General features: G+C 36.0%; 24 protein-coding genes. 14 read left to right on the top strand and 10 right to left on the bottom strand.

The window, feature by feature from the left end:
- Window positions 1-47: 47 nt before the first annotated feature.
- Window positions 48-773, bottom strand: a complete 726-nt coding sequence (locus QMO11_RS16835) for a superoxide dismutase (protein ID WP_282038576.1) — start codon at window positions 771-773, stop codon at window positions 48-50.
- Between the two features lie 148 nt (window positions 774-921).
- Between QMO11_RS16835 and QMO11_RS16830 the strand changes: the two genes are divergently transcribed.
- The 3 genes from QMO11_RS16830 (at window position 922) to QMO11_RS16820 (ending at window position 4037) form a co-directional block, all read left to right on the top strand.
- Window positions 922-2481 (top strand): hypothetical protein, encoded by a 1560-nt coding sequence (locus tag QMO11_RS16830; protein WP_282038575.1) that lies wholly within the window; start codon window positions 922-924, stop codon window positions 2479-2481.
- Window positions 2482-2634: 153 nt separating this feature from the next.
- Window positions 2635-3402 (top strand): 3'-5' exonuclease, encoded by a 768-nt coding sequence (locus QMO11_RS16825; RefSeq protein ID WP_075603921.1) that lies wholly within the window; start codon window positions 2635-2637, stop codon window positions 3400-3402.
- 20 nt (window positions 3403-3422) lie between these two features.
- Complete coding sequence (locus QMO11_RS16820; protein WP_282038574.1) at window positions 3423-4037, top strand: fumarylacetoacetate hydrolase family protein; 615 nt, start codon at window positions 3423-3425, stop codon at window positions 4035-4037.
- A gap of 85 nt (window positions 4038-4122) precedes the next feature.
- Here QMO11_RS16820 and QMO11_RS16815 read toward each other — a convergent pair whose 3' ends face one another.
- Entirely contained in the window at window positions 4123-4500 is a 378-nt protein-coding gene (locus QMO11_RS16815) for a MotA/TolQ/ExbB proton channel family protein (RefSeq protein ID WP_282038573.1), read from the bottom strand.
- A gap of 9 nt (window positions 4501-4509) precedes the next feature.
- Window positions 4510-4878: a hypothetical protein gene (locus QMO11_RS16810; protein ID WP_282038571.1), complete on the bottom strand. Its 369-nt coding sequence runs from the start codon at window positions 4876-4878 to the stop codon at window positions 4510-4512.
- Window positions 4879-5086: 208 nt separating this feature from the next.
- On the opposite strand from QMO11_RS16810, the gene QMO11_RS16805 reads away from it, so the two are divergent.
- Together QMO11_RS16805 and QMO11_RS16800 are read left to right on the top strand one after the other, a co-directional pair.
- Complete coding sequence (locus QMO11_RS16805; RefSeq protein ID WP_282038569.1) at window positions 5087-6151, top strand: sensor histidine kinase; 1065 nt, start codon at window positions 5087-5089, stop codon at window positions 6149-6151.
- A complete protein-coding gene (locus tag QMO11_RS16800; RefSeq protein ID WP_282038567.1) occupies window positions 6148-6879 on the top strand; it encodes a LytR/AlgR family response regulator transcription factor in 732 nt (243 codons plus the stop codon). The genes QMO11_RS16805 and QMO11_RS16800 overlap by 4 nt, the downstream gene beginning before the upstream one ends.
- A 24-nt stretch (window positions 6880-6903) precedes the next feature.
- Here the strand turns inward: QMO11_RS16800 and arsB are convergent, their stop codons facing one another.
- From arsB to QMO11_RS16785, 3 genes are read right to left on the bottom strand one after another with little or no spacing between them, the layout of a single operon-like run.
- Window positions 6904-7935, bottom strand: a complete 1032-nt coding sequence (gene arsB / locus QMO11_RS16795; protein WP_282038565.1) for an ACR3 family arsenite efflux transporter — start codon at window positions 7933-7935, stop codon at window positions 6904-6906.
- An 11-nt stretch (window positions 7936-7946) separates the two neighbouring features.
- The gene (locus QMO11_RS16790; RefSeq protein WP_075602475.1) at window positions 7947-8372 is read right to left on the bottom strand and encodes an arsenate reductase ArsC; all 426 of its coding nucleotides are present in this window, start codon (window positions 8370-8372) and stop codon (window positions 7947-7949) included.
- Between the two features lie 15 nt (window positions 8373-8387).
- Window positions 8388-8717, bottom strand: a complete 330-nt coding sequence (locus QMO11_RS16785; RefSeq protein WP_075602474.1) for an ArsR/SmtB family transcription factor — start codon at window positions 8715-8717, stop codon at window positions 8388-8390.
- A 187-nt stretch (window positions 8718-8904) separates the two neighbouring features.
- On the opposite strand from QMO11_RS16785, the gene QMO11_RS16780 reads away from it, so the two are divergent.
- Window positions 8905-9204 (top strand): hypothetical protein, encoded by a 300-nt coding sequence (locus tag QMO11_RS16780; protein ID WP_139314828.1) that lies wholly within the window; start codon window positions 8905-8907, stop codon window positions 9202-9204.
- Between the two features lie 198 nt (window positions 9205-9402).
- On the opposite strand, the gene QMO11_RS16775 is transcribed toward QMO11_RS16780, so the two are convergent.
- From QMO11_RS16775 to QMO11_RS16765, 3 genes are all read right to left on the bottom strand, one after another.
- Window positions 9403-10389 (bottom strand): helix-turn-helix domain-containing protein, encoded by a 987-nt coding sequence (locus QMO11_RS16775; protein ID WP_282038562.1) that lies wholly within the window; start codon window positions 10387-10389, stop codon window positions 9403-9405.
- A gap of 327 nt (window positions 10390-10716) precedes the next feature.
- A complete protein-coding gene (locus QMO11_RS16770; RefSeq protein ID WP_282038560.1) occupies window positions 10717-13074 on the bottom strand; it encodes an arylsulfatase in 2358 nt (785 codons plus the stop codon).
- Window positions 13075-13278: 204 nt separating this feature from the next.
- Window positions 13279-14277 carry a helix-turn-helix domain-containing protein gene (locus QMO11_RS16765; protein ID WP_282038558.1) on the bottom strand — a complete coding sequence of 333 codons (999 nt, stop codon included), beginning with the start codon at window positions 14275-14277 and terminating at the stop codon, window positions 13279-13281.
- Between the two features lie 151 nt (window positions 14278-14428).
- Here QMO11_RS16765 and QMO11_RS16760 point away from each other — a divergent pair, with 151 nt between their 5' ends.
- The 3 genes from QMO11_RS16760 to QMO11_RS16750 all read left to right on the top strand — a co-directional run bounded on the left by QMO11_RS16760 (window position 14429) and on the right by QMO11_RS16750 (window position 19874).
- Window positions 14429-15727, top strand: coding sequence for a serine hydrolase domain-containing protein (locus tag QMO11_RS16760; RefSeq protein ID WP_282038556.1), 1299 nt, complete (start codon window positions 14429-14431; stop codon window positions 15725-15727).
- A 441-nt stretch (window positions 15728-16168) separates the two neighbouring features.
- Complete coding sequence (locus tag QMO11_RS16755) at window positions 16169-17446, top strand: BamA/TamA family outer membrane protein (protein WP_282038555.1); 1278 nt, start codon at window positions 16169-16171, stop codon at window positions 17444-17446.
- Between the two features lie 88 nt (window positions 17447-17534).
- On the top strand, window positions 17535-19874 hold the full coding sequence (locus QMO11_RS16750) for an arylsulfatase (RefSeq protein WP_282038553.1): 2340 nt from the start codon (window positions 17535-17537) through the stop codon (window positions 19872-19874).
- Between the two features lie 156 nt (window positions 19875-20030).
- Here QMO11_RS16750 and QMO11_RS16745 read toward each other — a convergent pair whose 3' ends face one another.
- Window positions 20031-20741, bottom strand: a complete 711-nt coding sequence (locus QMO11_RS16745) for a DUF6261 family protein (RefSeq protein WP_075602470.1) — start codon at window positions 20739-20741, stop codon at window positions 20031-20033.
- Window positions 20742-21682: 941 nt separating this feature from the next.
- Between QMO11_RS16745 and lgt the strand changes: the two genes are divergently transcribed.
- From lgt to QMO11_RS16720, 5 genes are all read left to right on the top strand, one after another.
- On the top strand, window positions 21683-22522 hold the full coding sequence (lgt, locus tag QMO11_RS16740; protein ID WP_282038552.1) for a prolipoprotein diacylglyceryl transferase: 840 nt from the start codon (window positions 21683-21685) through the stop codon (window positions 22520-22522).
- 115 nt (window positions 22523-22637) lie between these two features.
- Window positions 22638-23258: a hypothetical protein gene (locus QMO11_RS16735; RefSeq protein ID WP_282038551.1), complete on the top strand. Its 621-nt coding sequence runs from the start codon at window positions 22638-22640 to the stop codon at window positions 23256-23258.
- Window positions 23259-23418: 160 nt separating this feature from the next.
- The gene (locus QMO11_RS16730; protein ID WP_282038550.1) at window positions 23419-24156 is read left to right on the top strand and encodes a carbon-nitrogen hydrolase family protein; all 738 of its coding nucleotides are present in this window, start codon (window positions 23419-23421) and stop codon (window positions 24154-24156) included.
- A gap of 153 nt (window positions 24157-24309) precedes the next feature.
- A complete protein-coding gene (locus tag QMO11_RS16725; RefSeq protein WP_282038549.1) occupies window positions 24310-24858 on the top strand; it encodes a GNAT family N-acetyltransferase in 549 nt (182 codons plus the stop codon).
- Between the two features lie 54 nt (window positions 24859-24912).
- Complete coding sequence (locus QMO11_RS16720; RefSeq protein ID WP_282038534.1) at window positions 24913-26340, top strand: sulfatase; 1428 nt, start codon at window positions 24913-24915, stop codon at window positions 26338-26340.
- The last annotated feature ends 286 nt before the right edge of the window (window positions 26341-26626 follow it).

Here is a 26626-nt window from a genome sequence, read left to right as displayed (position 1 = left end):
GATAGTTGTTTATGCCTTCTGCTACTGACTTCTAACTGACAACTATATTACCCCAACCATTTGCCCGATTTGGCGTTTGCATATCGCTCATTAATTTCATTCCAATTAATAATATTCCAAAAAGCATTAATGTAATCGCCACGTAGGTTTTGGTATTTTAAATAATAGGCATGTTCCCAAACATCAAAAGCAATTAAAGGAATTCCTTGAATATCACTATCTGGCATTAGGGGGTTATCTTGATTGGCCGTATTACCAACTTCTAATTTACCAGCCTTATTAAGAACCAACCATGCCCAACCACTTCCGAATTGCGTTTTAGCTTGTGTAAAAAAGTCTTTTTTAAACTGATCCATTCCTCCAAAATCATCATCAATTGCCTTAGCTAATTCTGCAGAAGGGCTTCCTCCATTTGGATTTAAACAACTCCAGAAAAGACTATGGTTGTAATAACCACCTCCGTTATTTCTAACGGCATCATCATATTTATTAATGTGCTTAAATATTAAGTGCATGGGAGTTTTTTCAAGCTCACTACCTTCAATAGCTGCTGTGAACTTCTTAAAATAACCTTTATGGTGTTTGCTATAGTGCAATTCCATTGTTTCGGCATCAATATATGGTTCTAGTGCATTATAGGCGTAGGGTAATTCGTTAAATGTATGTCCTTTAAAATTAGCACTTGACGGACTAACGCAATTGGCTAGAGTAGGCGATATGATTAAAGCCGTAGCGCCAGCTCCGGCAAGTTTAATAAAATTACGACGTTTCATGTAGTTTAAATATTAGTTTGTTGATTGTAGTTTAATTGAAGTGAAAACAATGTTGGAGTAAAAAAAGTTCATATTAATCAATAGAAGAGGGGATATTAAAATATAGAAATGTATATTCAAACAATAATAACCTTATATCGCACCTAAAATGAATAATTTAGCAAAACTACTACTCGTAATATTTTTAAGTTTGCCATGTTCTGTGTTTTCACAGAAATATGAAAAGCGGGGAGAGCAATATCTTAAAGTTGGTAATTTCTCACGCGCCATTAAGGACTTTGAACGTGCCTTACGACGTATGCCTGCCAACAAACAGTTACACCGTAACTTGGTATTGTGTTATTTAGAATCAAATGTTGATAAAGCAGCAGCACTGCAGTATACCTCATTTCTAATTACTAATGATACCACAGCTATTAACTTATTAAATCATTCTAAGGCTCAATTTTATAATTATCAATTTGAGAATTCTTTAAAAGGTTTTGAGAGGGTTAAGAAACTAGAAAATGAAAAGTTGGAATTATATCTTGAAGCAGATTTGTACATTAAGTGGTGTTTAAATGCGCAAGCCTTTGTTAAAAGTCCAGTAGATGTTGAATTTGTAAACCTAGGTTCAGGTATCAATACAAAAGAGAATGAATTAAATCCCTTTGTTACACAGAACGAGGACAAACTGGTTTATTCAAATGATAAGCGTTATCATTCCTATGCGGGTGTCAATTATTTTAATGCAAATATATCCGTTAGAGATAAGAATAAATGGACAAAAGGAAAATCGTTAGGGAGCGCTATTAATTCAGAGTACGATGAAATTGTATCGGGTTATCACCCTGATGGAGAAGAACTGTTTGTATTCCACAATAGAAAGGGAACTGAGGTACTTGCATCTTCAAAGTATAAGGGAAATAATAGGTATGATGACATTGTTGAATTTGAACACCTTACTGAAAAGAAGAAAGGGGTATTTGGCGTATCCTTAACCACCAGTGGAGATACACTTTTGTTTGCGGCTGAAAATGAGAATGGAGATACTGACATTTATTACTCCATTAAGTTGCCGAATGGTGAATTTGGTGAATCGCGTGTTTTCTCAGAAAACATTAATACAAGTGGCGATGAGAATTTCCCAGCTCTGAGTTATAATAATAAAAGAATATATTTTTCTTCAACCGGTGAAAACTCAATGGGTGGGGCCGATCTTTTTTATTCAGATTACGATGAAGAAAAAAAGGAGTGGAGTAAGCCTGTCAATATGGGTTATCCAATTAACGATTTATACGATAATTATTCTATTTCGTGGGTTAAGAATCACCGTTACGCCTATGTATCTGCCATTAGACCAGAAGGCTATGGTCAGAGAGATTTATATAAGCTCATTTTTCAAAAGATTAAACCTCAGCCCATTATCATAAAGGGAAGTGTAATTGAGCAAAATTCAGAGGGTACGTCTTTAATTACATCATCTATGCATGTGGAGTTGATGGATACTACAAATACCGATCTTCTTGGCATGTATAGCTGTTCTGGAGATTCTTCAAATTTTGTTCTCGCCCTAAATCCGGGTGATTATTTATTGAATTTTTATAAGGATGGAGAACTGACTTACTCAGAAAGCTTGAATATTAGCGATATGTTATATGCCACTATTCCTGAGAAAATGTTATTTATACTGCCTTTAAAGGAGGATGCGTTAGAAAAAGACAAATAGTATTGCTTGCCCCATTAATAAAGTTATTTTTGTATCTGAAATTGCTAAAAATGGAATGTTAAATATCAATATTTGATACCTAGCAATTTATAATTTAACAAGAAATAAGTTTACCAAATGGATCAACGATCCATGGTACGATAAAAGGATAAGATGAAACTTAATTTAAAGAACCCAATTGTTTTTTTCGATTTAGAAACTACCGGAATTAATGTAGCTAAGGATAGAATTGTTGAAATAGCTGCTATTAAAATCAATTTAGATCAATCTGAAGAGACCTTAAAATATCGCATTAATCCAGAGATGCATATCCCTAAAAAAACATCAGAGATACATGGTATTTATGATGAAGACATTAAGGATAGCCCTACATTTAAAGAGGTTGCTAAAAAGGTTGCCAAGTTTATTGAAGGCTGTGATTTAGGAGGGTATAACTCAAATAAGTTTGATATTCCTTTAATAGCAGAAGAGTTTTTAAGAGCCGATGTGGATATTGATATGAAAAAAAGAAAGTTTGTAGATGTGCAAACTATTTTTCATAAAAAGGAGAAAAGAACCCTAGAAGCGGCATACAAATTCTTTTGTGATAAAGAACTTACAGATGCGCATAGTGCTGAGGCTGATACACGAGCTACCTACGAAATTCTATTGGCCCAATTAGATAGGTACGAAGATTTAAAGAATGATATTGATTATTTGGCAGAATTCTCTTCTTACGGAAAAACTGCCGATTTTGCCGGACGGTTAGCCTACGATGAAGATGGCGACGAATGTGTGAATTTTGGAAAGCACAAAGGCAAAAAAGTGACAGATATATTAAAGAGTGATCCGGGCTATTATGGTTGGATTATGCAAGGAGATTTTCCATTATACACTAAGAAGATCTTCACAGAAATTAAACTGCGAAACTTTCAAATGTAGTCCGTAATAAAAGTATTGCTATGAAGATTATTTGTATTGGTAGAAATTATGCCGACCATGCTAAGGAGTTAAAGAATCAGGTTCCGAGTGAACCCGTAATATTTATTAAGCCAGATACAGCATTATTACGAAATAACGATCCGTTTTTTGTGCCTGACTTTGCAGAAGATTTCCATTACGAAACAGAATTGGTGGTTAAAATCAATCGTTTAGGTAAGCATATAGCGCCAGAGTTTGCACATAGATATTACGATGAAATAGGAATGGGTATCGACTTTACTGCTCGCGACCTGCAATCAAAATTGAAGGAAAAGGGTTTACCTTGGGAAAAGGCAAAGGCCTTTGATGCTTCTGCGGGTATTTCTAAACAATTTGTGCCAAAGTCAAAGTTTAAAGATGTGCAAAATATCAACTTTAAATTATTGGTTAATGGTGAATTAAGACAAGATGGAAATACCAATGATATGCTATTTAAAATAGATGATATCATTGCCTATGTTTCTAAGTTTTTCACGCTAAAAATTGGAGATCTTATTTATACCGGAACGCCGGCAGGAGTAGGTAGAGTTAATATTGGAGAGCGCTTTGAGGTATTTTTGGAGGAAGATAAAATGATGGATTTTCTGATTAAGTAAAATTCATAATTATATAAGACTTAAGTCAGCCAATCGGTATCTAACTATGATATTGATTGGCTGATTTTTTATATGCAGCCTTTTTTTAAGAAAGCGTGGTCTGCTTTGAAAACAAATAGAGGATAGCGATAAATATTCTTGCAATAACAAAACTAAGAATACCTAACATAGGGCTGAGTAAAGCCATTTTTAAACCATCGCCCAATAGTTTAGGTGTTAAATTGTTATACTGCTGAAGGGTGTCGAAGGCAACAATAAGTCCGAATGTTCGGCCTAAAACACCCCAAGCAATTGATAACCATCCAATCTGTTTAATAATGGCTATGGTTTTAAATACACTAGGGACCTTAAATAAACCACTAATAAATAATACGATTGATGCGAGTATCAAACAGAGTATAGTATAGGTAAATACCGGTCCTCCTTCATTTAGTTTTATTACAATTTGTTCTATTAAACTCATCTTAGGGTTTTAATTGCTTCGTTCCCGAATATAGCATAAAATTAAAATAAATAAGCGATTTAGCGTGAATGTGAATGCTGATAAAATGAAGCAAATAAAAACCATTTTTAATCCGCCTGCTAAGTGCTGCAATTTAAAATCGCAAATAGCAGTGGTTTTAATAGAGTCAAAAGCTACAATTAGGCCTAAAGCTATCCCAACATTTCCCCAGCCTAAGGAAAGCCAAGAGAAATTGGTAATTAGATTTTCAGTACTGGAATAACTTCGTTTTTTTAGTAAAGCTTGTGCAAAATAAATTGCCATGCCCACAGTAATAGCCAAAATTGGGTAGGTGAAAATAGCGCCACCTTCGTTTAATTTAATCAAAATTTGTTCCATCATAATAGGTTTTAAATGTTTGATATAAAAGTAGCCTTAGCTATTCGCCTATTTTTTGATGTGCGGTAAACTACAGAAATAACAGGTTTAATAGCCGGAAGTACCATAGCAGACTAATATTGGTTAAATAGCAATTAAATTCAGTCATTCGTCTACATTGTGCGGATTAAGGGGAATTCTAAGTATAACAATCGTTATATTTGTTATTATGTATATCAATATTAATAAACAATGGAGTTCTGTTTTAAAACCAATAATCACCTGGCTTATTGTTTTTGGGATATACACATTATTCTTTAGTTTCAATAATAGCAATTACCGTTATTCTTTGTCCATTTCATTGTGCATAACTGCACTGTCGGCCATTGTAACTTACATTTTCACCAAACGCTTATTTCCTAAGTTTCTGTTCGAAGGAAAATATGTATACTTCCTTTTGTATAGCTTTTATGTGATGGTTTTTGCTTCGTATTTTATTGTAATCACCATGTATGGTTACTTATTTTTCATGTTTGATTTTAACATGGAAGTCTTTCCATCAATGAGCAAAAGTTTTTCTTCAATATTTCTATTAATCTTAATTATTACAGGTTTAATTGCCTCCTACGATTTGCTTAAATTTAACCATGGCACAGTGCTTAATAACCAAGGCTTAAAGCAAAAAATTGTGGAGAATCAACTCGAGTTTAAAACCCAAGAATTGAATTATTTAAGAGCGCAACTGAATCCTCATTTTCTATTCAATACCTTAAATACTTTATATGGTTTATCTATTAAGCAATCGGATTTAACTTCGGCGGCTATATTAAAACTCTCAAGTTTGATTAATTATTCGCTTTACAAAGCAAATAAACCAAGCGTGTTATTGCAAGATGAAGTAGATCATTTAAATGAGTACATGGAAATGGAAATGCTTCGTTTTGGAGACAGTTTGCATATTAAAAAGCGCATTAGTGTGATACCCGATACTATTTGCATTCCGCCAATGATGCTCATAACTTTTGTTGAGAATGCCTTTAAGCACGGTCGTTTGGCAAGTGGGAATTTGAGAATAAGTATCCGATTAAAAATAATTGACGAATCCTTATTATTCATCATTGCCAATAGTAAACCATCTAAACCAATAGAAGAATTACAAGGAGGGTTGGGCATTAAAACCCTTGAAAAGCGCTTAAAGTTGAATTATAACGATGGCTATACTTTACGAACCATCAATACAAGTGATGCCTTCTTTTCGGCTTTAGTTATCAAAAATATAAACCCTATTTTATGACTCATATAATAAATTGCCTAATTGTTGACGACGAGAGAATTGCCTGCGAAATAATTGAAAGTTATCTGAAAAAAATAGCCAACGTAAACATTGTAGGAATGTGCTATAATTCGATTGAGGCATTGGAATTAATCAATTCAAAGGAGGTTGATTTAGTGTTTATGGATATTCATATGCCTGAACTATCGGGTTTATCATTGGCTAAATTAGTGGGGGATCACACTAAAATTATTTTTACTACGGCGTACCGCGAATACGCTCTGAATGGATTTGAGCTTAAGGCCATAGATTATCTGCTAAAGCCCATTTCGTTTGAACGGTTTATACAAGCCATTAATACTTATAAAGAAAGGGTTTTGACGGTGCCAACAGAACTGGCTAAAAGTGCTGATAATTCTGTTTCTAATGAGTTTATTTATGTGAGGTCGGAAAGAAAAATGGTTAGGGTTAATTTTAATGAGGTGCTTTATATTGAAAGTTTGAGCGATTACCTGAAAATAAACTGCGAGGATAAAGAAATTATTACCAGAGAAACCATTTCTAATATTGAAGAGATGCTTCCAAAATGCTTTGTTAGAATTCACCGATCGTTTATTATCCCACTTCGTAAAATAGATTCATATACGCATGAACTGGTTGAGATAAAAGGGAAGGAGCTACCAATTAGTAGAAATTATAGAGATAGCGTGTTGGAACAAATTAAAATACCATCAAGAACTAATGAATAGCACTTGATGGTATTAATATATACTTTAATATTTCCATTTATTGGCAAGCTTCACAAGCGAAAGCATAATAGGAACTTCAACCAAAACACCCACTACTGTAACCAAGGCCGCAGGAGAATCTAATCCAAATAAGGCAATGGCAACTGCTACCGCCAACTCAAAAAAGTTACTAGCACCTATCATGGCAGATGGAGAGCAGATGGCGTGTGGTAATTTTAACTTTCGTCCGCTAAACCAGGCCACAAAAAATATAAAATACGTTTGTATGGTAAGTGGTATCGCTATCAGTAAAATTATTAAGGGATTGGCCGTAATAATATCGCCCTGAAAGGCGAATAACAATACCAATGTAAGCAATAATGCCACAATAGAAACAGGCTTAAACTTAGGTAGAAACTGCGTTTTATACCATTCTTCGCCATGTTTTTTAATCATTAGCTTATTGGTAATAATTCCCGCTACAAGCGGAACCACCACAAATATAACTACACTGGCCACAAGCGTATCGTACGGAACATGCACATTAGTAATGCCTAATAACAAACCTACTATGGGCACAAAAGCCACCAATATAATTAAATCGTTAACCGACACCTGAACCAATGTGTAGTTCGGATCTCCATCAGTAAGATAACTCCACACAAAAACCATGGCTGTACACGGTGCTGCACCCAATAAAATAGCTCCGGCTATGTATTCGCCAGCTTGCTCGGGGCTAATAAATGCACCATATAGCTTACTAAAGAAAACCCATGCAAAAAAGGCCATGGTAAAAGGCTTAATAAGCCAATTTATAACCAGGGTAAGTATAATTCCTTTGGGACGTTTACCTACATCTTTAATGCTTGAAAAATCTATTTGAAGCATCATAGGATAAATCATAAGCCAAACTAAAATGGCTACAGGTATATTTACCTTAAATAACTCAAGTTCACTTAGTATGCCAACACTATCGCCAGCAAAATGGCCTATGGCTATGCCTACACTTATGCATAGCGCCACCCATAAGGATAAATATTTTTCAAAAAATCCTATTTCTTTTTTTGATTCCGTCATGCTAATGCAATTTATAACTGCGGCTTAATATCCTCAGTATATAGTTTGTAGAATGCTTCTTTTATTTCGTCGCGTACGCGGATAAACTCGCTCCAAATAAACTCTTCAGTTCCTGTGGCGTGCGATGGATCGTCGAAACCAATGTGTAAACGTGTTTTTACTTTACCTATAAAGGCCGGACAAGCCTCGTTGGCGCCACCACATACAGTAATAACATAGTCCCATTCCTGGCCCAAAAATTTGTTTACCGAGTCGGAAGTATGCTTGCTAATATCCATACCTATTTCGGCCATTGCCTTAACAGCTCCAGCATTTAACTTGCCCGAAGCTTCGGTTCCGGCAGAGTATACCTCTAATTTATCATCAAATGATTGTAAAAAGCCGTGTGCCATTTGGCTTCTACAGCTATTGCCTGTGCATAATATTAAAACCTTCATACTATTATAATTTTACTAACATTTATATTCGCTATTATCTACTTCGCTTAAAAAAGCAGACATTATTTGCTTCAATTCTTTTACTTTTTCGGTATTTAGGCAATATTTGGTTTTAACACCTTCTATATTCCCCTTTATCAGCCCAATGTTTTTAAGTTCTTTTATGTGCTGATTCACCGTGGTTCTGCCCAATGGTAATTGCTCCGATATATCGCCTGTGATACAAGTATTTATTGTGGCCAAATAATTCAATATTTGTATCCTTGCGGGATGCGATAAAGCCTTAAAATAACTGGCTTGTTCAGTCAGTTCTTCGCTAAATAATTCGGATTTCTTTTGTACCATAGTTTCTTATTTGACGCAAACATACGTCAAATATTTTAAAAATGACGTATAATTACGTCTAATTTAATATTATTTAAATGTTAAGTGTTTTGATGATCCTCTGTAAATCAGCTTTAGCGTAAGGCCATTTAATTTTTGTAGTTTTACACAGATATTATAAACCCGCATTTTGCATTAGAGCTTCAACATGAGTAGGAATCCGATGAGTTACACCACAATCATTATTTCATTTGTAATCTATTTAGTATTATCTATTTTAATTTACTTCATGTACCAAGGGGGCGATTACACGGGGAGTGATGCAGCCGGAAATGGCATGGCAAAGGGCTTCGCAATTTTAATTTCCTTGGCACTTTATACCATTGCAACCTTGTTTTACCTTGGGTTTAATGTGTATGCCTACAATAGCGCACATGTATGGTGGTTTAAGGTGCTTACCTTTTTGCCGGCCATACCATGGTTGTATATTTTATCCACTATAAAGTGATGTTATAGCAATTCTTTTTTCGAATGACCTCATGCATTCAGAAATTAATTACCGCCACTGATAATCAAACAGTGACTCTATTAATTTGCCTACAGGCTTAAATAACTACATAAAAAAAGTCAGCTCACACAAGCTGACTTTCATAATATCCCTTCAGTAAAAACTCTAATTCAATTTAATGCTGCGTTGCTTCACAGTTTACTTATTAGGAATAACCTTTTTAGGGTTGACTCCTTTTATCTTTTTAAACATCTCGGAGAATTTAGATAGGGTGTTGTATCCCAAATCGTAACTCACTTCGGTTACGGTGTATTTACCAGATAATAAGCGACGATAGGCTTCCTCCATTTTCGAATGTGTATAAAACTTGTAAATACTCATATTAAAAAGAGACTTAAAGTCGCGATTTAGTTTTGAGGAGCTAATGGCAAATTCTTCGGCAATCGACTCCACATTAATACTGTCTGTTAAGGAATTTAATAAACGTTTTTTAATCTGCATCAAACGCTTATAATCGTCAATGTGCAATCCGTTTAAATCATCATCCTTCATTTGCTCCAACATTTTCATGATGACTGCCAATATCTCTAAACCACGTGCCTTAAGCAGCGCTTTGGCAGCAAAACCACCTCTATGGTATTGCAGAATATCATCAACCAATTTATACACTTCGTGCGGAGGGGATATGTGATAGGCCAAACCTTCTGTGGTGCTATACATTCTGTTTAGCAAAGGCTCTATTTCGGGTATTAACTTTATTAAGGCCTTCTTCTCAAATTTAATGGAGATGGCTTTATGCGGTACTTTAGCGGGAAAATCGCCTGTTAAAGGGAACAAACCGTTGTAAAAGAAAATACCTTTGGTGCTCTCGGCTTCGAGATGCTGCAACTGGTTATCATACTCCAAAGTATAGTGACCTGTGTGAACTACGATGAGATGCAAGAATTCAGGATTGTTATCAGGTAAGCGCAATAGTTTAATACCATCAGGATGGGTCACCTCAGACACCGATAATTCAATATTGCTGGCTATTTCAGTAATCGAACCTATAAGCTCAATCTTCCCTTGCTTGTAGTAATAGGAATCTGATTTTAGCTCACCGCCAAAATGCTTATGAAATGTACTGATATAGTTAATAAAAGGGCCTTCTTGAAGTTCAAAAACTAAAGGTTCTTTTGTATCCATGGTATTGCTTCTTTAACGCAAAATTAGGATTTGTTATTTCAGCTACAAGTTTTTAACCCTTTTTTATGATTTTATCACAAATTGTTATCATCAATTAAAATGAAAAAGAAGGGAGGGAGGGATGCTGTAAGGGGGGGTATAAACCTGTTTTACGAAAGATGTACTCTAGTAAACCTTGTATTTTGAAGGGCTTTAGTATAGGTGAGTTCCATCTTTTTGCTTAAGGCAGTATTGTAGTAACATGGTGAGGGAGGCTCTTTGGGGGTAAGATGAGAGACTTTCCGCTAGGCACATTGCCTAGCGGTAGTCAGCTCACTGTTATTTAAATTATTTGTAGTCAATTTGAACTTTAATCAATTCACCTTCGAAATGATTAGGTGTTTCATAGTCTTCAGAAATTGGTGTACCTGTATCTTCACCAACATCAAAAGTTTCGTCAAGAGAAATACGAATTGGAATGGTATTTCCAATTTCTCCTTTAGCTACTTTTTTGCCATTTACTAGCATAGTTGCTATTCCAGGACCTCCGAAACCGTTACCCTTATAATCAAAGTCGATGGTAACTGTTGATTTACCTAATGGTAAGGCATTTTTAGACACTACCTCGTAACGCTCAGTACCTACATAGTTGTAGTGGTATACTAATTTTCCGTCTCTTAGGTAAAGTCCGTAACCAGCCGGTCTACCACCTTGAGTTACAATAACACCGTTGGTTCCTTCTTCTGTTAAGTTAATTTCAGCAGAAATCGAGAACGATCTGTTTTTCAAGTCAGGAGCACTTCCTTCTGGTATTCTTACCATTCCTGGGTAATAAGTAAAAGAAGTACGATCGCCCGCATGACTTGGGCGGTTTGACACGGCGAAACGTGGCAAGATATTATCGTCTAAAGGCAATACATTGTATTTTGTAGCTTCTACCAAGAACAGGTCTTTCATCTCCTGTAGTTTTTCAGGGTATTCTGCTGCAAGATCGTTAGACTGACTAAAGTCTTCTGCTACGTTATATAATTCCCACTCATATTCAGTGTGTGCATTTTCAGAAGTAGGAACAATAATCCAAGGTGCAGATTTTGGTGTAGTACCAGCTACCCATCCATCGTGATAGATGGCTCTACGTGCAAAAATTTCGAAATACTGTGTAGTACGTGTCGATGGTGCATCAGGATTATCAAAAGTATATACCATACTTGTTCCTTCCATAGGCTTTTGATCAACGCCATTTACTTTAGTAGGAGCAGGAATGTTAGTTGCTTCTAATACAGTTGGCAATACATCAATTACGTGGTGGAATTGAGAACGAATTTCACCTTTAGCCTTAATTTTATCAGGCCAAGAAATAACCATTCCGTTACGAGTACCACCAAAGTGCGATGCTACAATTTTGGTCCATTGGAAAGGTGTAGCCATTGAGTGTGCCCATCCTGCAGGTTTGTGGTTGAAATGTAAAGGTCCACCAAGCTCATCTCTTTCGTATGCACCTCTAATGTCTTCCCATTTTTCCTTTACTCCGTTAAATACGGCAATCTCGTTTAATAAACCAGTGTCGCCACCTTCACCACCAGGGCCATTGTCTCCTTGAATATAAATAACAAGCGTGTTATCTAAACGGCCAGTTTCTTCAATGGCATCTAATACACGGTTAATTTGGTAATCACAGTGACTAAGAGCAGCAGCATAAACCTCCATCATACGAGCAAATACTTCTTGGTGCTCTTTGTCTAAAGAATCCCAAGCTTGTATCGCATCCGGACGTGGTGTTAGTTTTGTTCCTGGAGGAATAATACCTAAATCCAATTGTTTTTGGTGAATTTCTTTTCTTAATTCATCCCATCCCATGTCGAATTGACCTTCGAATTTTTTAATCCAATCTTTAGGAGCGTGGTGTGGCGCATGTGTTGAACCAGGTGTATAATAAACCATAAATGGTTTTTCAGGAGCAATAGAATTTAGCATTCGGATACGATCGATCGTTTGATCAGCCATATCTTTATCAAAGTGATAATCCTCTTTGTAAGGAGGTTCAATAGGCGTAGTGTTTTCGAATAATGCTGGTGCAAATTGGTGACAATCACCACCAAGGAAACCATAGAAATACTCAAAACCTAAACCTGTAGGCCAATAATCATAAGGTCCGGCTTGGCTATTGTGCCAATCAGGTACATTGTGGTTTTTACCATACCAAGCAGTGTTGTATCCATTCTCTTTAAGAATAGTACCAATACCAACTAATGATTGTGATGTTAATGTGTTGTAACCAGGGTATCCAACACCTAACTCCATAATAGATCCGTTACCACCTGTATGGTGATTACGTCCTGTAAGTAAGCCAGTACGTGTAGGCGAACACTGAGCTGTTGTATGAAACTGGTTAAAAATTAATCCATCTTTTGCCAAACGGTCGAATGCTGGCGTTGGAATAGGACCACCAAATACTTCAGAAGCAGAGAAACCTACATCATCAGTCATAATGATTAATACATTGGGAGCTCCTTCAGGTGGAGTAACCATTGCTGGGAAATCCATTTCTGAATCGGATGGAGTAATACCTATCTTACCTTTAAAAGGTTGCTCCGGAATAGGAAGAATTGAACGATTAAATGGGTCATTGCCATTATTCTGTTGCGCATTGGCAACCGAAAACGAAGTAATGATAGCCAGTAGTAATAAAACTGAAATCTGTTTCATAAAGTGTATATTAAATAGTAATTGTCTTTCCTTACAAGTTCCGATTGTTTTTTGACCATGTCAATTGCATGGAGTTATTCATCGGAAATCAACTATACAAAAATCATTTAATTACAGCAGACTTATTATTCCAAAATACCCAATAGTTATTCCATAATTGTCATAAGACGAGTATAAAGTTATTTTTCTTATTTAGTTTAGATTTTATTTAGGCGTACCAAGGTTTAGTACATCCTTTGGATTGATGCCTTTAACTTGCTTAAACATTAATGAGAATTTAGAGCTATTTTGATAACCTAAATCGTAGGCCACTTCAGTAACAGAGTATTTACCTGTGCGCAATCGTCGGTGTGCTTCGTCCATTTTGGCGTGTGTATAATACTTATAAATGGTGGTATCAAATAGGCTTTTAAAATCGCGCTTTAGTTTCGATAAGCTTATGCCAAATTGCTCAGCAATATCTTCAATATTAATTTTGCTATTGAGGTTAGCGAGTAAGTACTTTTTTATTTCCAGCAGCCTATTGTAATCATCAATGTGCAGTCCATTTAGTTCATCTTTATCCAATTGTTTTTTCAAGGTTTGCAATAGAGCAGGGAGCAGTTCTAAACCCTTCGACATCACTAGAGGAATTCTGCCATAGCCTGAATTCTCGTAATAGAATAGCTCTTGTAAAATTTTACTCAGCTCTCCGCTTAATCCAGTGTGGTAGGCTTTGGGTTCGTTATTCTCAAAGAGCGCATCCAACAATTCTATTGCTTCGGGCATTATTTTGGACAAGGCAGCTTTAGAAAACTTAAAAGCCATGGATTGTATATTACTACGTGCCGAAAAGGTTGAAGTAAGTGGGAACAGTCCATTATATATAAATACCCCCGTGGTTGAATCTGCTTGGGTGTACTGATCTTTATCTTCAATATTTTGTTTTACTAGCCCTTGGTTAATCATATTAAAATGATAATAATCAAGTAGCTCATCGGGCTCGCGCTCAATAATAATATCATTGGGGTAATTAGCCTGGGATACTATTAAATCAAAATCCTCATATAGTTGATAGTATGAAACTATTGTTTTTAGTTTCCCTTGCTCAATAACAAGATGGTTATCGTCTTTATCACCACCTAAATACTTACTGAGTACATTTAAATAGTGAGCAGCCCCACCTTCTTTAAGTTTAATATATACAGAATTGCTTTGCTCCATAAGGTAAAAATAGTAAAAAGCATATTGTTATATCAATAAAACACCCCTTTCGAACTTTATTGGTTTGTAAATGGACTTTATTGAGCAAAGTTCACTGATTATTGCTTCTACATTTGTTTTATAAAATTTTAAATAATTAAAAATGGATAGTATGAAAGCAATAAAACTATTAGTTGCATTACTTATAATTGGTAATGTAGCTGCAGCACAAACTACTGAGAAAATATCACCAGTTTCTGAATTTAAAGATGGTGTTCCTCCTGAAAAGACAATGAAATATCGATTGAATTACCGAAGCAAAGATTTTTTAATTAATGGCGATGTAGGTACCTATGCGTTTATGAATATTCCTGAGATGTATGCTTCTGCCACGGTGAATAGAGGAGCAGGACAGGTGGCTATGTTGGATAAGGAGTTAGATAATACATTGGCAAACACTATGACAAGTACAGCCCTTGGTAACATGCCTTTAAGTGAGCTGATGCAAGATGAAACGGCCCGAATGCAGGGTGTATTGGTAATTCATAATGGTAAAATTGTATTGGAAGAATATATGGGGATGAGAGAGTTGGATAAGCACTCATGGTTTTCAGCTTCAAAGCAAATTTTGGGCTTAACAATTAATATTCTGGTTGAAGAGGGTTTAATCGATTTGGAGCAAAGTGTTAATCATTATATACCAGAATACAATAGTGCCGATTGGAAGAGAGTAAAGGTTAAGCATCTTCTTCATCATGTATCGGGTATGGATTATGTAGAAACAAATGCAAATTTTATGAATCCGGAGCATCCATTAAATCAAGCTGTTCGTTACTCACTAGCAACACGTCATGAAGAAGATGGCCCTTCGATGTTTGAGTTAATGAAAGATGTGAAGAGCTATATGGAGGCGGGTGTTAAATTTGATTATTCATCGATGAATACACAGATACTTGGCTTTATTGTAGAAAGAGTAACTAATATGAAATATGAAGAAGTTGTGGCTGACCGTATTTGGACAAAGACTGGTATGGAAAGTGATGGCCATTACGGAATGTCTGCAAAAGGTGAACCCATCTCTGGTGGATTCTTTGCCTCTCGCTTGCGCGATATGGCTCGTTTCGGAATGTTATATACGCCAAGTTGGAATTTGGTAGCGAATAATCAAATTGTTAGCGATGCATATTTTCAGAAAGTATACAATAATGAGGGTTTTACCAAAGCTTTTGAAATAAGTGAGCAAGGAGAAAATATGAACAAACAGTTTAAAGGTGAGCCTACACATGCTACTTACCAATGGGATGCAGTATTTCCGGATGGTGATATGTACAAAGCAGGTCGATATGGCCAAGGACTTTACGTTTCGCCCAAAACCAATACCGTTATTGTGTTTGTATCAGCGGTTCATCAAAATCGTGTTGGTTTTGCAGGTTTTGCTCGTCAGTTAGTACAAAAACACTATCAGAAATAGAAACGAGTTAAAATTTAGCAGAATTACTAGAATCATACTTTGATTATCAGTGGTAAAGCTTATTTTTTATTGCATGGTATTAGTTGCGTTATGAAAATTCGCTGAAGTCAATAGAACAAAAGTGTACTCTCATTTTTTTAAATTTAAAGAGTTTCCTGTAAAAGGAGATAAATAAAGCACGAACTGCTATGCTTCAATCACCTTTATGCTTAACTTGTGAAATATCTAACAAACCTGCCTACTCACTTAATAGTGAGTATTTGCTTAAGTTCGGTTAATACAACTATCTATTTAAATTACACAAGATGCAGAATTAGCATTATATTATTTATGACTGTTTTGGGAGAGTGTTTGATTATTATCGGATAATATATCACTCTCTCATATTCCATCTTTGTCAAGATTTTTAAATACACATCAATTAAAAGTAATAGTATTCATATGAATATAAAGTACATTTTTTCATTAGTGGTAATGTTAGGATTATTCAGTCTTACACATGCACAAACCATTCAGAACAATCAAGAGCTTACTCCTGAGATTGAAAAAGAACAAGCGGAGCAAGAAGCAAAAAAAGATAAATCAGAGGTAAAAGAAGGAAAGTTATATTTAGCACCAATTCCTATATTGGTTTCTAATCCTGCTTTTGGATTTATGTACGGAGGTGCAGCTTCAGGTAGTATATTTTTAGGTGATCCTAGTACTACAAAGATGTCTAACGCTATGATAACAGCTGCACACACTTCTAAAAAGCAAACACTTTTCACACTTAAATCTACGGTTTATACGAACGAAAACAATTGGATGTTACAGGGTGATTATCGTTTGTTTTTCTCGTCGCAGCCTACCTACGGATTGGGTACTGGTTCGGGTTCTAACACACTTACACCAGGTGTATCTCCTTTCGAGAGTGAAGATGAGTTAGGTGATGAAGAGCCTATGGAATTCGATTTAATTCGTTTTTACCAAACAGCATTGTATCAGGTTAAGCCAAGTTTCTATTTAGGTATTGGTGCACATTACGATAGATACAGCAACATTAACGATTTGGCTTTAGACAAAGAGAATGGAAATTATACACACCATTACACTTATAGTATGAAGCATGGTTTTGATCCAACAGGTTATACCATTGCCGGAGTTTCAGCCAATGCTATTTACGATACACGTGATAACATTGCTAATCCTTACACCGGACGTTTTGCAAATATCCAATACAAGTATAACGCTGAGTTTTTAGGTAGCGATCAAAGTTCATCTACCTTATGGTTAGAGTATCGCGATTACTTTAGTTTATCAGACGAAGTGCCACGTAACTTAATTGCAGTGTGGACTTATGCAAACCTTACTACTAGTGGAACATTGCCTTATATGGCTTTACCATCAGTAGGATGGGATCAAATGGGCCGTTCAGGTAGAGCTTTTGCTCAAGGGCGTTGGAGAGGTGATGATTTATTTTATGCTGAAGCTGAGTACCGTTTCAGGTTACCAATACTAGCAAAAAATCCAGACTTATTTGGTGGAGTAGTATTTGCCAATGCATCTTCTGCTTCGGCTAACGATGCCAATGTTGATTTATTTGATAGTTGGGCACTTGGTGCAGGTGTTGGTTTACGTATTCAAATACAAAAAGCTACACGTACAAACTTTGGTATAGATTACGGTGTGGGTACCAATGGTGCCAAAGCATTGTATTTAAATTTAACAGAGTATTTTTAATAGAAGTAGAAAAATAGGAAAGGCTTTGTAATTGACATACGGTTATAAAAGCAACATATACATATAAGTTTAATATAAATTATAAATGATGAAGAAAATAATAAACTTACTTTTAGTAGTTTTGGTTCTTGCGTCTTGTGCACCACAACAAGGTAAAAGAACTGAGGGTGATGGCAACACATTACCTAAAAGCTTGCCAGAGTTTAACGGTAAAATAGGTGAAACCTTTGAAACGTCTGAGCAAGATTACCCACAGCCATTTAAGGCTCCAGAAGAGGCGCCTAATGTTATTATAGTATTATTAGATGATGTTGGTTTCGGACAAACAGGAACTTTCGGAGGGCCTATACCAACGCCAGCTTTAGATGAATTAGCAGAAGAAGGGATATCTTATACTCGTTTTCATACAACAGGTATTTGTAGTCCAACACGTGCGGCTATGTTAACAGGAAGAAATCATCACCAAGTTGGTTTCGGAACAATCTCTGAATTATCAACAGGTTACCCGGGTTACCATAGTATCTTAGACAAAAAAGCAGCTACTGTTGCCGAAGTGTTAAAGCAAAACGGATACGGTACTGCTGTATGGGGAAAATGGCACAATACGCCTGACTGGGAAACAAGTCCTGTTGGACCTTTCGACAGATGGCCAGTTGGTTTAGGATTCGAATATTTTTATGGTTTCCAAGGTGGTGAAACAAGCCAATGGGAGCCTCAGCTTATCAGAAATACATTAAGTGTTGAACCTCCTAAAACACCAGAAGAGGGTTATCATTTAACTGAAGACCTTACAGAGGATGCCATTAGATGGATGCGTCAGCAGAAATCTGTTTCTCCAGAAAAGCCATATTTCATGTACTTCTCTACAGGTGCGGCTCATGCTCCACTACATGTATCAGAAGAATGGATTGAAAAGTTCAAAGGTCAGTTCGACGATGGTTGGGATGCCATGCGCGTAAAAACATTCGAGCGTCAAAAAGCAATGGGTATAATCCCAGAGAATACCGTTCTTACTGAGCGTCCGGATGCAATTCCATCTTGGGATGAGCAAACAGACGAAGCTAAAAAATTATATGCTCGCCAAATGGAAGTATTTGCTGGATTCTTAGCTCATACAGATCATTATGTAGGTAAACTTATTGACGAAGCACGTGCACTTCCTGGTGGAGAAAACACCATGGTAATGTATGTAATTGGCGATAACGGAGCTAGTGCTGAAGGTAGTTTAACTGGTACGCTTAACAACTTAATGACTCAAAATGGATTCCCAGATAATGTTGAAAGACAATTAGCTGTTTTAGATGAAATTGGTGGTCCTAAACACGAAAACCATTATGCTGTGCCTTGGGCTTGGGCTGGAAGTACACCATTTAAATGGATGAAGAGAGTACCATCACACTTTGGTGGAACACGTAATGGATTTATCGTTTCATGGCCTAAAGGAATTAAAGCTAAAAACGAAAAGAGAACGCAATTTCACCACTTAGTTGATATTGCTCCAACTATTTACGAAGCTGCAGGAATCGAATTCCCAACTAGTGTAAATGGTGTTGAGCAAACTCCATTGGCAGGAGTACCTATGAACTATTCTTTTGAGAATGCATATGCTGAAGGTACTAGAAAAACGCAATATTTCGAAGTAGGTGGTCATAGAGCTATTTATCACGATGGATGGGTAGCTGGATCGTTCCATGGTGTGCCATGGCAGTTGAGTGGTTCTGTTGGTTTCGAAAACGATGTTTGGGAACTATATAATATTGAAGAAGATTTTTCTCAGGCTAACGATTTAGCTGAGCAATATCCAGATAAGCTTGAAGAGTTAAAAGCAATATTTAACGAAGAGGCCAACAAATATGATGTATTCCCTCTTGACGATCGTTTTGTTGAGCGTGCCTTTAATAAAGCTCGCCCTTCTATTACAAAAGGAAAAAGACATTTTAAATATTTGTCTGGAACAAAAAGAGTTCCTGAAGGAAGTGCACCACAGGTATATGCTTTAGATCACACCATCTCTGCTAAATTGAATTTCAAAAAAGGCGACGAAGGAGTTATTGTAGCTAATGGCGGTAGCGCTGCTGGATACACATTATTTGTGAAGAATAACAAATTGTGTTACACTTACAATTTCTTCCATGAGAACTATTACAAAGTAGTTTCTAATATCAACCTACCTGCAGGTGAGATTGATGTTAAAATGGTTTACAAACAATCAGATGAAAAACATCATGGAGCTGGTGGAGTTTCTACCTTGTTTATAAACGGAAAACAAGTGGGTACTACTAAAATCGAAAAAGTTGTTCCTTTCAGATACTCAGCAACAGAAACAATGGATATTGGTATGGACCTTGGTTCTACCGTATCATCAGAGTACCGTACTCCGTTTGAGTACACCAATACAATTGAGTATGTAGAATTTACGCTTGACTAATTAATTCTTACATAGTGGATTATTTCCACCTATACATTTCCCTTCATCATAGCGATGAGGGGATTTGTGTTTTATATCAAATGTTGTAGTTTGTGTAATGCAAAAAAAAGTCAGCTCACACAAGCTGACTTTCATAATATCCCTTCAGTAAAAACTCTAATTCAATTTAATGCTGCGTTGCTTCACTACATTATTAGCGGCGCTAACTTTATTCGCTATTTTTTCGCAAGGCTCCATAAAATCAGCATCATCCATTGCCTGAACCAAGCGAAGATAGGGGATAAGCTTGTTGTTTAATTCCGCTACCAATTCCTTTTTTAGCGCACTAGCATTCGAATTTTGTTCCACTTTATTGATGGCATCCTTATAGTTATGCTGACTAGTAATAAATTCGTCTTCTTGCGTTTCAAGTGCAGTTACCATATCGCCCACAGTTGGCAACATGGCTATGCTAGCACTTATTTCAGGCTTTTTAAAATCGGCAAAGTACGATTTCAGTTGTGCCGATTGCGCCGAAAAGCCCAAGTTATTAAGCTCCGATCCGTAATTATCAATAATGGCATCCACTTGCTTAGCCGCATTGGCAATACCCTGGTCGGGATGCATTTGATACGCCGAAACCATATTCCTAATTGAACTGTATAATTTATCACGTTTGTTATCGAGCTCTTCCAATTCCGATTCGGCCTTATTGCGGCTAATGGCCTCAATTAATTTGCCCAATCGCATTTGAATAGAAGCTACAATACGATTTAAACGCCCATCTGCTGCGAGCAAATCATCGCTGAAATCTAACAAAATCTCTTGTGTTAAACCAGCTACTTCTGAATTTCGCATGTGCGAAATGGCTTTCTGTATTTTCTTCATATGTTAAACATTAAGTTATTAAAATGAGTTGCGATTTTTAGCTAAGGCATACTTGCCCCAATTACTGCCTCTTGTGCGAGAAACAGGCCTCGCAACTCGGTTAATTCTGATTTAAAATAGTTACTAAAGGGATAAACGTTTATACTATCGTTCGCTTTTACTAATGTGGATTTTCGCAAAGCCCTGCTGCACTTTTTTGGTGGCTTGTGGGTTTACGTGCGCCTCTGCTGCAAATTTTTCAGCTCTTGCGTATTAATACAAGCCTATGCTGTAAACTTCTGACGCCATGTTGGTTTATGAATGCCACCGCTGTAATTTTCTGATGGCTTACGGATTTGTGCAAAGCTCTGCTGCACTTTTCCGGGGCCTTGCGGGTTTACGCATGCCTTTGCTGCAAATGTGATGCAATGTGTAAATAAACAAAAGCCAATACCATGCTAGCCGAAGCTTAACACAAGTGCAGCTAAGTGCAATACTGATGCTCTTTTTTAATATTGTATAGGCCGAAAGGCATGCAGAGTCTATTAAATATAAGGTGTGAAATTGTGGATGGACATTGATGTTTGTAGCTTTTAATAGGCACGTTTGTGCGATGAAATACTGGGTAATCGGGGTTCATATAATAAAGATTAAAAAGAGGTTTTATATTTTTTGTTTAAAAGAATACATATATGAAAATAATGAAATTCAGTACTATATCAAATTCTGAAATAAAAAATAGCGGCATTTAGTTTCAGATGCATCCATTAAAAAAAACAGCTAAACAAGCTAGGAGTAATGATTGCAGCTAAATACCGATGCTTATTTATTATGTATATAAATTACATAGGTTTAAACATTTATCATAAATGATATTTGTTTGTTTTATGTACTTTCAGGGCAAAATAATGTACGTGCCTTTGGGGTAGAAAGGCAAATACATCCTACTTTAAATCAATATTATGACGTTAACCTATATTCATTGGTCTCCAGATCCTGAGATTATAAATATTTTTGGAATATCTATACGCTATTATGGATTGCTTTTTGTGACTGGAATAATCCTGTGTATCTCAATGCTAGATAAGATTTTTAAACGTGAAAATATACCACCTGGAAATATAGAAAAGCTCTCTATGTATGGAGTTGTTGGAATTATTATTGGTGCTCGGTTAGGACATTGCTTGTTTTATGAACCTAGTTACTATTTATCACATCCTATAGAAATGATATTACCAATACAAGTCCTTGAAGAAGGAGGGGTGAAATTCACAGGATATCAAGGACTAGCAAGTCATGGTGGGGCCCTTGGGCTTATTGTTGCTTTAATATTATACTCTCGTAAAACTAAACATGCAATTATTGACACTATTGATTTGATTGCTGTTGTAGCGGCTTTAGGAGGTGGTTTTATAAGGCTTGCTAATTTTATGAATTCGGAAATTATTGGAATGCCAACATCAAAACCATGGGGAATAATATTTGAAAGAGTAGATAATATACCTAGGCATCCAGCACAGTTGTATGAAGCTCTTTCATACTTTTTAATTTTCGGGATTATGTTTTATCTATATAAAAAACATAGGGAAAGGCTTAAGAATGGTTTCTATTTTGGACTTGTACTTGTTTTGATATTTACAGCACGATTTATAATAGAATTTGTAAAAGAGGATCAAGTAGGTTTTGAGAATAGAATGACTTTTAATATGGGTCAACTTTTAAGCCTTCCGTATATATTATTTGGGTTAGGATTTCTGATTTATGGTTTGTTGACAACTAAAAAACTCAGTGTACAGCAATGAGATGGCAGACTATGTTGATTAGACACTTTAGTTCATTAAATAAGTGCGATTCTATTGTGTTTGTCAAATCAGTCTACAACCCTAATTAGAATCGTTAACAGTAAAAGAAATTCACATGACGCCTAATAATTATTTGAAATACCTATTCTCTGACAAAGAAGCACGGCTTGCATGGAGTTTTATTGCTGTTGTTATTATGCTTTTTTCTGTTTTATCAATTGCAATGCACTTTGCTGAGTATGAAAGCCTGAGAGTGGACTGGAATACCGTTTCAAGATTCGTATATATTTTTGGTTTCCTTATCGTTTATCTAGGGTTTTATACTATTAGTTACATCAACTATAGAAAACAGCAATCATTCATAGAACGCTATGACGGAAATGAGATTACAGATGTTAGCGTTGAAATTTATCAAACTAGTTTTACAGTAAAAACGATAAGGCAAAATTACGATGCGAGAATTAATGTCAGTCCTAGAATTGAGGAGTTTAAACTCTATCGAGGATTAGATTATTTTGTTTTATTCGGTTTTGTACGTGAATTCGGAGTATTTAGAATGCACATGAAACCCTTACTAATTACAAATTCAGAAGAAATAAAACTTAGAAATACTGTAAAACTGAAAGTTAGAAAACTGCAGCACGAAAAGGGTAATATGGTTGTAGAATTAAGTGAAGACTATAAATCAGTTATACAGTTAATAGTAAAAGCAAAAAACATCAGCAATATAGAATAGGGCTCGGCTCATTAGAGAAACTGATGGATAGGGTGCAGAGTTATAAAAGGTCAAGTATTCAATAATAAATATAGGGCATGTGAAGGAGGATTTTGCGGATTGTTATAATTCGGTAATATAAAAGAAGCAGGTACAATTAAAAATTGAATTGGTTAATAAGATGAGAATAGCAATAGCACAAATAGAGGCAATAAAAGGAAATATTGAGCAAAACCTAGTCACTCATTTAAAATGGATAAAACAAGCCGTTCAGTATAACGCAGATATGGTGGTTTTCCCTGAGTTGTCATTAACGGGTTACGAACCTGATTTAGCTGAAGGGCTTGCTAGTAATCAAGATGATATAAGACTGGATGAGATTCAGCGTTTATCTGATAAAAATGGAATTACAATTGGCGTTGGATTACCAACAAAAGCGGATGGAGATACGTTCGTGAGTATGATTATTTTTCAAGCCAATAAGAAGCGAACTACCTATTCAAAACAATATTTATATCCACCAGAAGCACCGATTTTTAAAGCAGGCAAAAATCCACTAGTTCTAAAGTTTGATACAGAAATTGTAGCTCTAGCTATTTGTTATGAAGCATCAAATAAAGCACATTGCGAGTTTGCAAAACAAAATAATGCAACTATTTATATAGCAAGTGTATTAAGTTCAATAAATGGCATTGATGCTGAACTAAAAAAGCTTTCTAACATAGCTAAAAACAATAAGCTGCTAACTTTTATGGCCAACTATGTTGGTAAATCAGGAGGTTATGAATGCGCAGGTAAATCATCAATTTGGAATGAAAAAGGGGAGTTAATTGGGCAGCTAGGAGCTAAAGAAGAAGGTTTAATTATTTTTGATACAACTTCTAGAGATATAATTACTTCCCCTAATAATGCATTATAAATAATTTATTATACTACAAAAAATAAAATCACAGAAATAATTCCATAACATTAGAAATTGCCCAATTATTTAAACTACCAATACCCTGCAAATTGTTGCTGCAAGCTTACTTTTGAGTGATCACATGGTATTGGTAATAACTAACTAAGAAAAATGAAAATAGTACCACTAAAAATAAAAGATAATTTAGGCCGATTAATTACCATCCGAGAATGTGAAATAGAAGATTCCGAAAGTTTGCAGTCTTGCGTAAAATCGTATTTGCGAAGTGGTTTTATACCATTAACTGAGCCAGAATTTTCAGAAATGGCCAAAACTCATACTGACTGGATTAACAAATTTAAGAATGGAAAAAATGACCTTCTGTTAGTGGCTGAATATAAAGGAGAGATTGTCGGAAATGTTGATTTAATGTTTACTGAGCGAGCAATGCTTAAACATACTGGCTATATCGGAATGGGTATCCACGAGGATTGGCAGGGTCAGGGTATTGGTACTGAGCTTTTAAAAATACTTTTATCGTGGGTTGATAAAAATGCCGACATTGAGGCCACTTGGTTACAAGTATTTAATACTAATCAAAGTGCACTTAAGCTATATGCTAATTTAGGTTTTGAGAAAACAGGGGTGCAAAGAAAATTTATAAAAACCAAAGAAGGTTCCTACATTGATAATATTATTATGACCAGATACACACAGTAGAATCTATATCATTACCAGAAAGTACAAATGTCTTATTCTTAAAAAAAACAACAAATGAAAAAAAAGAAATTCACGCTCGTTATTGCCATATGTGCGCTGTTAATTGTGCCATATGCCCTTGCTGCCAAAAAAGAAAAACCAAATGTTTTAATCATCTGTGTTGATGATTTGAGGCCTGAATTAAACTGTTATGGTGCCTCTTATATTTCATCGCCTAACATTGATAAATTGGCAAAAAATGGGGTTTCATTTCAGCAGCACTATGTAAATGCCCCTAGTTGCGGACCATCGCGCTACACGCTGCTTACCGGCCAGTATGGTTCAGCAAAGAACAATGCTATTTTTCTTCGTGCAGAAGAAATAAAAAGCGGAAATAAAACAATTGACCCGAGCATGCCAGAGTGGTTTAGAACGCATGGATACACTACGGTTTCAGTGGGGAAGGTGTCGCATAACCCTGGCGGAAGAGGTGGTGCCAATTGGGATGATGATTCGGTAATAGAAATGCCCAACGCATGGGATAAACACCTAATGCCCGTTGCAGAATGGCAACACCCAAGGGGCGCAATGCATGGATTAGCTCATGGCGAAATCAGAAAAAATGCAAAGGATATGGATGTTTTTCAGACTGTGGAAGGCGATGATACAATTTATCCTGATGGAGTGATTGTCGATGAGGCTTTAAAGCAATTACAAATACTTACAGCAGACGATGAAAAACCATTTTTTATGGCTGTGGGTATTATAAAACCACATTTACCTTTTGGGGCACCAAAATCCTATTTCGATATTTATGAGAATTGTAAACTTCCAGCTATTCATCATCCTCACAAACCAGTAGGTAAAACTACTTGGCATGGATCAAGCGAATTTAATAGGTACAATACATGGGGTAAAGATGCCAATAATGATGCGGCTTTTGCCGATGACGTAAGGCGCCATTATGCGGCATGTGTAAGCTATGCCGATGCGCAAGTTGGAAAAGTGTTGGCTGAATTAAAAAGGACTGGTGCAGATAAAAACACCATAGTGGTACTTTGGGGCGACCATGGTTGGCACCTAGGCGAACATGCCATATGGGGTAAGCATAGCCTGTTTGAAGAGTCTTTACATTCACCAATGATTATCCACTACCCTGGTATGAAGCACAAGGGAACCAAAACCACAGCTGTTGTTGAAACACTAGATATTTTCCCCACTCTGTGCGATCTAACTAAAGTTGAATTCCCAACATTTGCCCAGGGCGTATCCTTGAAAGGGATATTAGAACAACCGCATCAGAAAGGTCATTATGCAGTGGCATATAAAAGCAATGCATCTACCATAAGAACCGAAACGCATCGATTAACGCTTCATAAAAATGGTTTTGTTGAGTTATATGATCACACCAGTGCAGAAAAAGAAACCAAAAATATAGCTGATGAAAATCCTGAGCTAGTTAAAGAATTAGTAGCAGCCTTGAAGCTAAAGCTACAGAAATAAAATACCTTAGATTCTGTCACATTAAAAGGCGTTTCTGAAGCAATATCAGAAACGCCTTTTCTATGCTTATACCAAAAACATCATCAAATGATTGATATAAATTGTTTCTATAAAGATTCTACTGCTTCATTAAATATCAATGTAGCTATGGCTATATCTCTATTTTATTCATCGTAGAATCTATAAATAATTCAATAACGCATTTGGTATTATTCTCCAATCATAACTGCTTATATAAGGCATGTTGTGTTTAATTTCTGTATTAAAAAGACACATTACTCTTTTA

It is taken from the genome of Saccharicrinis aurantiacus (assembly GCF_947489045.1).
Taxonomy (GTDB): Bacteria; Bacteroidota; Bacteroidia; order Bacteroidales; family Marinilabiliaceae; genus Saccharicrinis; species Saccharicrinis aurantiacus.
The sequence above is the reverse complement of the archived record's forward strand: the minus strand, read 5'-3'. Positions and strand labels throughout refer to the sequence as shown.

What these genes read in the sequence shown, in the direction of transcription:
- QMO11_RS16835 (WP_282038576.1), bottom strand. Translation starts at nt 773, where the DNA reads ATGAAACGTCGTAATTTTATTAAACTTGCCGGAGCTGGCGCTACGGCT.
- QMO11_RS16830 (WP_282038575.1), top strand. Translation starts at nt 922, where the DNA reads ATGAATAATTTAGCAAAACTACTACTCGTAATATTTTTAAGTTTGCCA.
- QMO11_RS16825 (WP_075603921.1), top strand. Translation starts at nt 2,635, where the DNA reads ATGAAACTTAATTTAAAGAACCCAATTGTTTTTTTCGATTTAGAAACT.
- QMO11_RS16820 (WP_282038574.1), top strand. Translation starts at nt 3,423, where the DNA reads ATGAAGATTATTTGTATTGGTAGAAATTATGCCGACCATGCTAAGGAG.
- QMO11_RS16815 (WP_282038573.1), bottom strand. Translation starts at nt 4,500, where the DNA reads ATGAGTTTAATAGAACAAATTGTAATAAAACTAAATGAAGGAGGACCG.
- QMO11_RS16810 (WP_282038571.1), bottom strand. Translation starts at nt 4,878, where the DNA reads ATGGAACAAATTTTGATTAAATTAAACGAAGGTGGCGCTATTTTCACC.
- QMO11_RS16805 (WP_282038569.1), top strand. Translation starts at nt 5,087, where the DNA reads ATGTATATCAATATTAATAAACAATGGAGTTCTGTTTTAAAACCAATA.
- QMO11_RS16800 (WP_282038567.1), top strand. Translation starts at nt 6,148, where the DNA reads ATGACTCATATAATAAATTGCCTAATTGTTGACGACGAGAGAATTGCC.
- arsB (WP_282038565.1), bottom strand. Translation starts at nt 7,935, where the DNA reads ATGACGGAATCAAAAAAAGAAATAGGATTTTTTGAAAAATATTTATCC.
- QMO11_RS16790 (WP_075602475.1), bottom strand. Translation starts at nt 8,372, where the DNA reads ATGAAGGTTTTAATATTATGCACAGGCAATAGCTGTAGAAGCCAAATG.
- QMO11_RS16785 (WP_075602474.1), bottom strand. Translation starts at nt 8,717, where the DNA reads ATGGTACAAAAGAAATCCGAATTATTTAGCGAAGAACTGACTGAACAA.
- QMO11_RS16780 (WP_139314828.1), top strand. Translation starts at nt 8,905, where the DNA reads ATGAGTAGGAATCCGATGAGTTACACCACAATCATTATTTCATTTGTA.
- QMO11_RS16775 (WP_282038562.1), bottom strand. Translation starts at nt 10,389, where the DNA reads ATGGATACAAAAGAACCTTTAGTTTTTGAACTTCAAGAAGGCCCTTTT.
- QMO11_RS16770 (WP_282038560.1), bottom strand. Translation starts at nt 13,074, where the DNA reads ATGAAACAGATTTCAGTTTTATTACTACTGGCTATCATTACTTCGTTT.
- QMO11_RS16765 (WP_282038558.1), bottom strand. Translation starts at nt 14,277, where the DNA reads ATGGAGCAAAGCAATTCTGTATATATTAAACTTAAAGAAGGTGGGGCT.
- QMO11_RS16760 (WP_282038556.1), top strand. Translation starts at nt 14,429, where the DNA reads ATGAAAGCAATAAAACTATTAGTTGCATTACTTATAATTGGTAATGTA.
- QMO11_RS16755 (WP_282038555.1), top strand. Translation starts at nt 16,169, where the DNA reads ATGAATATAAAGTACATTTTTTCATTAGTGGTAATGTTAGGATTATTC.
- QMO11_RS16750 (WP_282038553.1), top strand. Translation starts at nt 17,535, where the DNA reads ATGAAGAAAATAATAAACTTACTTTTAGTAGTTTTGGTTCTTGCGTCT.
- QMO11_RS16745 (WP_075602470.1), bottom strand. Translation starts at nt 20,741, where the DNA reads ATGAAGAAAATACAGAAAGCCATTTCGCACATGCGAAATTCAGAAGTA.
- lgt (WP_282038552.1), top strand. Translation starts at nt 21,683, where the DNA reads ATGACGTTAACCTATATTCATTGGTCTCCAGATCCTGAGATTATAAAT.
- QMO11_RS16735 (WP_282038551.1), top strand. Translation starts at nt 22,638, where the DNA reads ATGACGCCTAATAATTATTTGAAATACCTATTCTCTGACAAAGAAGCA.
- QMO11_RS16730 (WP_282038550.1), top strand. Translation starts at nt 23,419, where the DNA reads ATGAGAATAGCAATAGCACAAATAGAGGCAATAAAAGGAAATATTGAG.
- QMO11_RS16725 (WP_282038549.1), top strand. Translation starts at nt 24,310, where the DNA reads ATGAAAATAGTACCACTAAAAATAAAAGATAATTTAGGCCGATTAATT.
- QMO11_RS16720 (WP_282038534.1), top strand. Translation starts at nt 24,913, where the DNA reads ATGAAAAAAAAGAAATTCACGCTCGTTATTGCCATATGTGCGCTGTTA.